The 5844-nt window shown below is 71.5% G+C and carries 5 protein-coding genes; 3 read left to right on the forward strand and 2 right to left on the reverse strand.

The window, feature by feature from the left end:
* Both ABD841_RS39945 and ABD841_RS39950 read right to left on the reverse strand, forming a co-directional pair.
* Positions 1–193: hypothetical protein (locus ABD841_RS39945; RefSeq protein WP_344982272.1), on the reverse strand; the 193-nt coding region annotated here is incomplete at its 3' end.
* Between the two features lie 56 nt (positions 194–249).
* Complete coding sequence (locus ABD841_RS39950) at positions 250–972, reverse strand: TNT domain-containing protein (protein WP_344982273.1); 723 nt, start codon at positions 970–972, stop codon at positions 250–252.
* A 417-nt stretch (positions 973–1389) separates the two neighbouring features.
* Between ABD841_RS39950 and fdh the strand changes: the two genes are divergently transcribed.
* The 3 genes from fdh to nrfD all read left to right on the forward strand — a co-directional run.
* Entirely contained in the window at positions 1390–4566 is a 3177-nt protein-coding gene (gene fdh / locus ABD841_RS39955) for a formate dehydrogenase (RefSeq protein ID WP_344982274.1), read from the forward strand.
* A complete protein-coding gene (locus ABD841_RS39960; RefSeq protein ID WP_344982275.1) occupies positions 4559–5419 on the forward strand; it encodes a 4Fe-4S dicluster domain-containing protein in 861 nt (286 codons plus the stop codon). The genes fdh and ABD841_RS39960 overlap by 8 nt, the downstream gene beginning before the upstream one ends.
* Positions 5416–5844 (forward strand): NrfD/PsrC family molybdoenzyme membrane anchor subunit (gene nrfD / locus ABD841_RS39965; RefSeq protein WP_344982276.1); only part of this gene is annotated, 429 nt, incomplete at its 3' end. The genes ABD841_RS39960 and nrfD, both read left to right, overlap by 4 nt.

Below are 5844 nucleotides of genomic sequence, written 5' to 3' on the forward strand. Positions count from 1 at the left end.
CCGTGCCCGGCGCCGCGCCGCCCGAGGCCGCGGCGCTCTCCCGGCCGGCCCCGCACGCCGCCAGCAGGGCGCCGGCGGCGGGCAGCGCCACTCCGAGGAGGCCCAGCCGACGCAACGCCTCACGGCGCGGGATGAGCCCGTCGGCGTGGTCGACCGCGATCTCTTCGACGAGGTAACGGTGGAAAGGCGTCATTCCTCCACGGTAGGAGGGGCCTGCGAAAGGCCGGGTAAAGCCGGGTCACCGCCCGCTCAGTTCAGCCGCTTGAGGTAGCCGTTCGCCACCAGCCACTCCACCGACACGTCCGGGGACGACTGCGGCGCCTCCGGGATGTGCTTGCTCACCACGTGGTACTGGGTGCCCCGGCCCGCCTGCTGGAACGCCGGGGCGGCCGGACCCGCGTCGACCTTGAACTCCTTGACGACCTCGTACGCGTGGTAGTTGCACACGTACTGCGGGGCGCCCGCGAAGGTGTTGAGGTTGCTCGGGGGCAGGGCGCGCCCGATGTAGGAGGCGCCGAGCGGGGCGAGGAAGGAGCCGCGCTCGCTGCCGAAGCGGTCGAGCCTCAGGCCGACGTACAGGGTGACGGTCCTGACGATCGGCTTGCCGTTGATGTAGCCGCCGGAGTGGGCGAAGCCGTAGTCGGGCGGGTAGCGCCACCCGTTCGCGGCGGTGTCCCAGTAGCGGTCGACGAACTGGTGCGGCCGGAGGCCGTTCAGCGGCACGTAGCCCTTCAGGATCTCGGCGAGCGGTCCCGTCTTCGGCAGGTACTTCGGTCCGAGGTTCGGGTCGTTGTCGATGTACGGCGGCCCGCAGACCTGGTACTGCGCCGGCGGGTCCGTCACGGCCGGGGGCGGGGCGGCCGGCGGGTGGGCGGACGCGCCGGCCGGGGCGGGACCGGTAAGGCCGGTGAGGGCAGCGGCGACGATACTGATGGCGACGGCCAGCGGTGTGCCTCGTCGGAAATGCCGCACGAATCCTCCTGGTTGGCTCACGGGGTGTGAAATAGGCTTTTCTGGTGTTCTTCCGGTCCGTGAATCGGCGTGCACGACATCGCGGGAGGGCGTTTTCTCCGCCCACCCGGGAATCGCACTCCCGGAACCCGGACGTCCGGTGCCGGAGGCCCGGATAAGCGCCGGTTCCCGCGCCGAACGAGGTGATCGCCCCGTGATTACCCGGCCGTTGATCAACGGCATCGTCCGCACGTTAAGTGATTGACAAAAACGCGACGACAAACGCCTCGATATTCCTCATCTGCCATCGCGGCGAGAAAGTGCCAGGAATTATCGTCAATTCCCCCGTTGGGGGGAAAGTCAATTCGGCCTAATGAAAAGCGAATATTGACCGGAATGCGGTGGTTAGGGCATCCGGCCCCGGGTAGGACCCGGACCATGGCACGGGGGGGACGGATCTCCCGCTGGCCGGTGCTCCGGCAACTGCGGGGACAGGACGCCAGGGGCGACGCCGCGCGCTCGGCACGGACCGACGCGCTGCGACCCCGCACCGAGGAGGCCGACACGGTCGCGCGGTCGGTCTGCCCGTACTGCGCGGTCGGCTGCGGTCAGCTGGTCTACGTCAAGGACGGAAAGGTCACCCAGATCGAGGGCGACCCCGACTCGCCCGTCTCGCGCGGACGGCTCTGCCCGAAAGGGTCGGCGAGCAAGCAGCTCGTCACGCATCCCGGGCGGCAGACGCACGTGCTCTACCGGCGCCCGCACGGCACCGAGTGGGAGCGGCTCGACCTCGAGACCGCGATGGACATGATCACCGACCGGGTGCTGCGGACCCGGCGGGAGACGTGGCAGCAGGAGGAGGACGGCAAGGTCGTCCGGCGCACCCTGGGCATCGCCAGCCTGGGCGGGGCCACGCTGGACAACGAAGAGAACTACCTGATGAAGAAGCTCTACACCGCCCTGGGCGCGATCCAGGTGGAGAACCAGGCCCGTATTTGACACTCCTCCACCGTCCCCGGTCTGGGGACCAGCTTCGGGCGTGGCGGCGCGACGGACTTCCAGCAGGACCTGGTGAACGCCGACTGCATCGTCATCCAGGGCTCCAACATGGCCGAATGCCACCCGGTGGGGTTCCAGTGGGTGATGGAGGCCAAGGCCCGCGGGGCGAAGGTGTTCCACGTCGATCCGCGCTTCACACGGACCAGCGCGCTCGCCGACCGGCACGTCCCGATCCGCGCCGGGACCGACATCGTCCTGCTCGGCGCGCTGGTCAACCACGTGCTCGCCAACGAACTGGACTTCCGCGAGTACGTGCTGGCCTACACCAACGCCTCGACGATCGTGTCCGAGCGCTTCGAGGACACCGAGGATCTGGACGGGCTGTTCTCCGGTTTCGACCCCGGGGCGCGCAAGTACGACCCGTCGAGCTGGTCCTACCAGGGCGCGGCCGAGGAGGAGGCACCGGGCGAACACCTGGAGGGCGGCCGCCGCCACGCCGAGGCCGCGGGCCCCCACCAGTACGGCTCGGGCGGTCCTCCGGCGCCCGCCACACCGCCCACGGACCCGACGCTGCAGCATCCCCGCTGCGTCTACCAGATCGTCAAACGGCACTTCGCCCGCTACACCCCGGAGAGGGTCGCGGAACTGTGCGGCATCCCCCCGGAGGCGTTCGCCGAACTCGCCGAGGCGATCACCGCCAACTCCGGCCGGGAGCGCACCACCGCCTGGGTCTACTCGGTCGGCTGGACCCAGCACACGGTGGGCGCGCAGTACATCCGCACGGCCGCGATCCTGCAGCTGCTGCTCGGCAACATGGGCCGCCCCGGCGGCGGCATCCTGGCGCTGCGCGGCCACGCCAGCATCCAGGGCTCCACCGACATCCCGACGCTGTTCAACCTCCTGCCGGGCTACCTGCCGATGCCCCACGCCCACCTGCACGAGGGGCTGGACCACTACCTGGAGACGGTGGGCTCCCCCACGGGCTTCTGGGGCAACCGGCGCTCCTACATGGTGAGCCTGCTCAAAGCGTGGTGGGGCGAGGCCGCCACCGCGGAGAACGACTTCCGCTTCGACCACCTGCCCCGCCTCACCGGCGACCACGGCCACTACACCACCGTGATGGGACAGATCGACGGCACCGTGAAGGGCTACTTCGTGGTGGGGGAGAACCCCGCGGTCGGCTCCTCGGGCGGCAAGGCGCAACGCCTCGGGCTGGCCAACCTCGACTGGCTGGTGGTGCGGGACCTGACCCTGGTGGAGACGGCCACCTTCTGGAACGACGGCCCGGAACTGGAGACCGGGGAGATGCGCACCGAGGACATCGCCACCGAGGTGTTCTTCCTGCCCGCCGCGAGCCACGTGGAGAAGGAGGGCACCTTCACCAACACCCAACGGCTGCTGCAGTGGCGGGAGAAGGCGCTGGACCCCCCGGGTGACTGCCGCAGCGAGCTGTGGTTCTACTACCACCTGGGCAAGCGGATCAGGAGGAGGCTGGCCGGCGACGAGATCGACCGGCCGCTGCGGGAGCTGACCTGGGACTACCCCGAACACGGCGAGCACGCCGAACCCTCGGCGGAGGCCGTGCTGCGCGAGATCAACGGCACCGGACCCGACGGGCGGGCTCTGTCGGCCTACACCGAGCTGCGGGCCGACGGCTCCACCCGGTGCGGCTGCTGGATCTACTGCGGGGTCTACGCCGGCGAGGTCAACCAGGCGGCGCGGCGCAGGCCGGGACGCGAGCAGACCCTGGTCGCGCCCGAATGGGGCTGGGCGTGGCCGGCCAACCGGCGCATCCTCTACAACCGGGCCTCCGCCGACCCCGAGGGCCGCCCGTGGAGCGAGCGCAAAGCCTACGTCTGGTGGGACGCCGAGCGGGGCCGGTGGACCGGGGACGACGTGCCGGACTTCGAGCCGGACAAACCGCCGGACTACCTGCCGCCCGAGGGGGCCGTCGCCCAGGCGGCGCTGTCCGGGGCGGCCCCGTTCATCATGCAGTCCGACGGCAAGGGCTGGCTGTTCGCCCCGGCGGGCCTGGCCGACGGGCCGCTGCCGGCGCACTACGAGTCACACGAGTCGCCGGTGCGCAACACGCTGTACGGGCAGCAGGCCAACCCCGTGCGCAAGGTCTACCGGCGCCCCGAGGCTCCTTACAACCCGCCGGAGTCGCCGCGCTTCCCGTACGTGCTGACGACCTACCGGCTCACCGAGCACCACACCGCCGGTGGCATGAGCCGGTCGCTGGCCTACCTCGCCGAGCTGCAGCCCGAGCTGTTCTGCGAGGTGTCCCCGCAGCTCGCCGCCGAGCTGGGACTGTCCAACGGGGGCTGGGCCACGATCGTGACGACCCGCACCGCCGTCGAGGCCCGCGTCCTGGTGACCGAGCGGATCCGGCCGCTCCGCGTCCAGGGCCGGACGGTCCACCAGATCGGGCTGCCGTACCACTGGGGCGGCCGCGGCCTGGTGACCGGCGACGTCGTCAACGACCTGCTGCCCCTCGCGCTCGATCCGAACGTCTACATCCAGGAGGGTAAGGCCACCACCTGTGACCTGCGGCCCGGCCGGCGCCCCACGGGCAGGGCGCTGCTCGACCTGATCGAGGAGTACCGTCATGGCTGAGCGGATGGGGTTCTTCACCGACACGAGCGTCTGCATCGGGTGCAAGGCCTGCGAGGTCGCCTGCAAGGAATGGAACGACGTCCCCGACGACGGGTTCGTCTTCCGGGCCACCTCCTACGACAACACGGGCAGCCTGGGGGCGAGCACCTGGCGGCACGTGGCCTTCATCGAGCAGCCACGCCGTGTGCGGGCGGAGGAACCCGGCGGTGAGGACGGCCAGGAGGGCGTCGAGGGCTGGCTGATGTCCTCGGACGTGTGCAAGCACTGCACACACGCCGCCTGCCTGGACGTCTGCCCCACCGGGGCGCTGTTCCGCACCGAGTTCGGCACGGTGGTGGTCCAGGCCGACGTCTGCAACGGCTGCGGGTACTGCGTGCCGGCCTGCCCCTACGGCGTGATCGAGCGCAGGGAGCGCGACGGGCGGGCCTTCAAGTGCACGATGTGCTACGACCGCCAGCTCGGCGGGCTGGAGCCGGCCTGCGCGAAGGCCTGCCCGACCGACTCCATCCAGTTCGGGCCGCTGGACGAACTGCGCGCCCGCGCCGAGGAACGGGTCACGCGGCTGCACGGCGAGGGACGGCCCGAGGCCCGGCTGTACGGGGCGAGTCCCGACGACGGCGTGGGCGGGGACGGGGCGTTCTTCCTGCTGCTCGACGAGCCCGAGGTGTACGGCCTGCCGCCCGACCCCGTGGTCACCACCAGGGACCTGCCCGCGATGTGGCGCTGGGCGGCGGGCGCCGCGCTCTCCCTGGCCGGGGCTGTCGCGCTGTCCTTCCTGGGCGCCGGGAGAGGCCGGTGCGCTGCCGGGAGGGGCCCGTGCCGCCCGGGAGCGGCGCGGAGGTGGTCGAGGTGAGGAGAGGTGAGGAGCCGGTGGTGCCGGAGGCGGAGTTCCGCTCCTACTACGGGCAGCCGATCATCAAGTCCCCCGTCTGGCACGAGCCCCACATGCCCGCGTACCTCTATCTCGGCGGGCTGTCCGGGGCCGCGTCGACGATGGCCGCCGTGGCCCGGCTCACCGGGCACGACCGCCTCGGGCTCACCGCCCGAGTCACCGCCGCCCTCGGCGCGACCGCCGGCGCGGGCTTCCTGGTCGCCGAGCTCGGCAGGCCGGAGCGCTTCCTCAACATGCTGCGTGTGTTCAAGCCCACCTCGCCGATGAGCATGGGCTCCTGGATCCTGGCCGCCCACAGCGGGCTGACCGCGCTCGCCGCCGCCCCGGCGGTCGCCGCCGTCCTGCCCGCCGCCGCCCCCGCGGGCGCCGCCCTCCTCCCCCCCCGC

This window comes from Streptosporangium fragile (assembly GCF_039534445.1).
GTDB lineage: Bacteria > Actinomycetota > Actinomycetes > Streptosporangiales > Streptosporangiaceae > Streptosporangium > Streptosporangium fragile.

Excerpts from the sequence above, each read along its gene's own strand:
- ABD841_RS39960 (WP_344982275.1), top strand. The coding sequence starts at position 4,559 with ATGGCTGAGCGGATGGGGTTCTTCACCGACACGAGCGTCTGCATCGGG.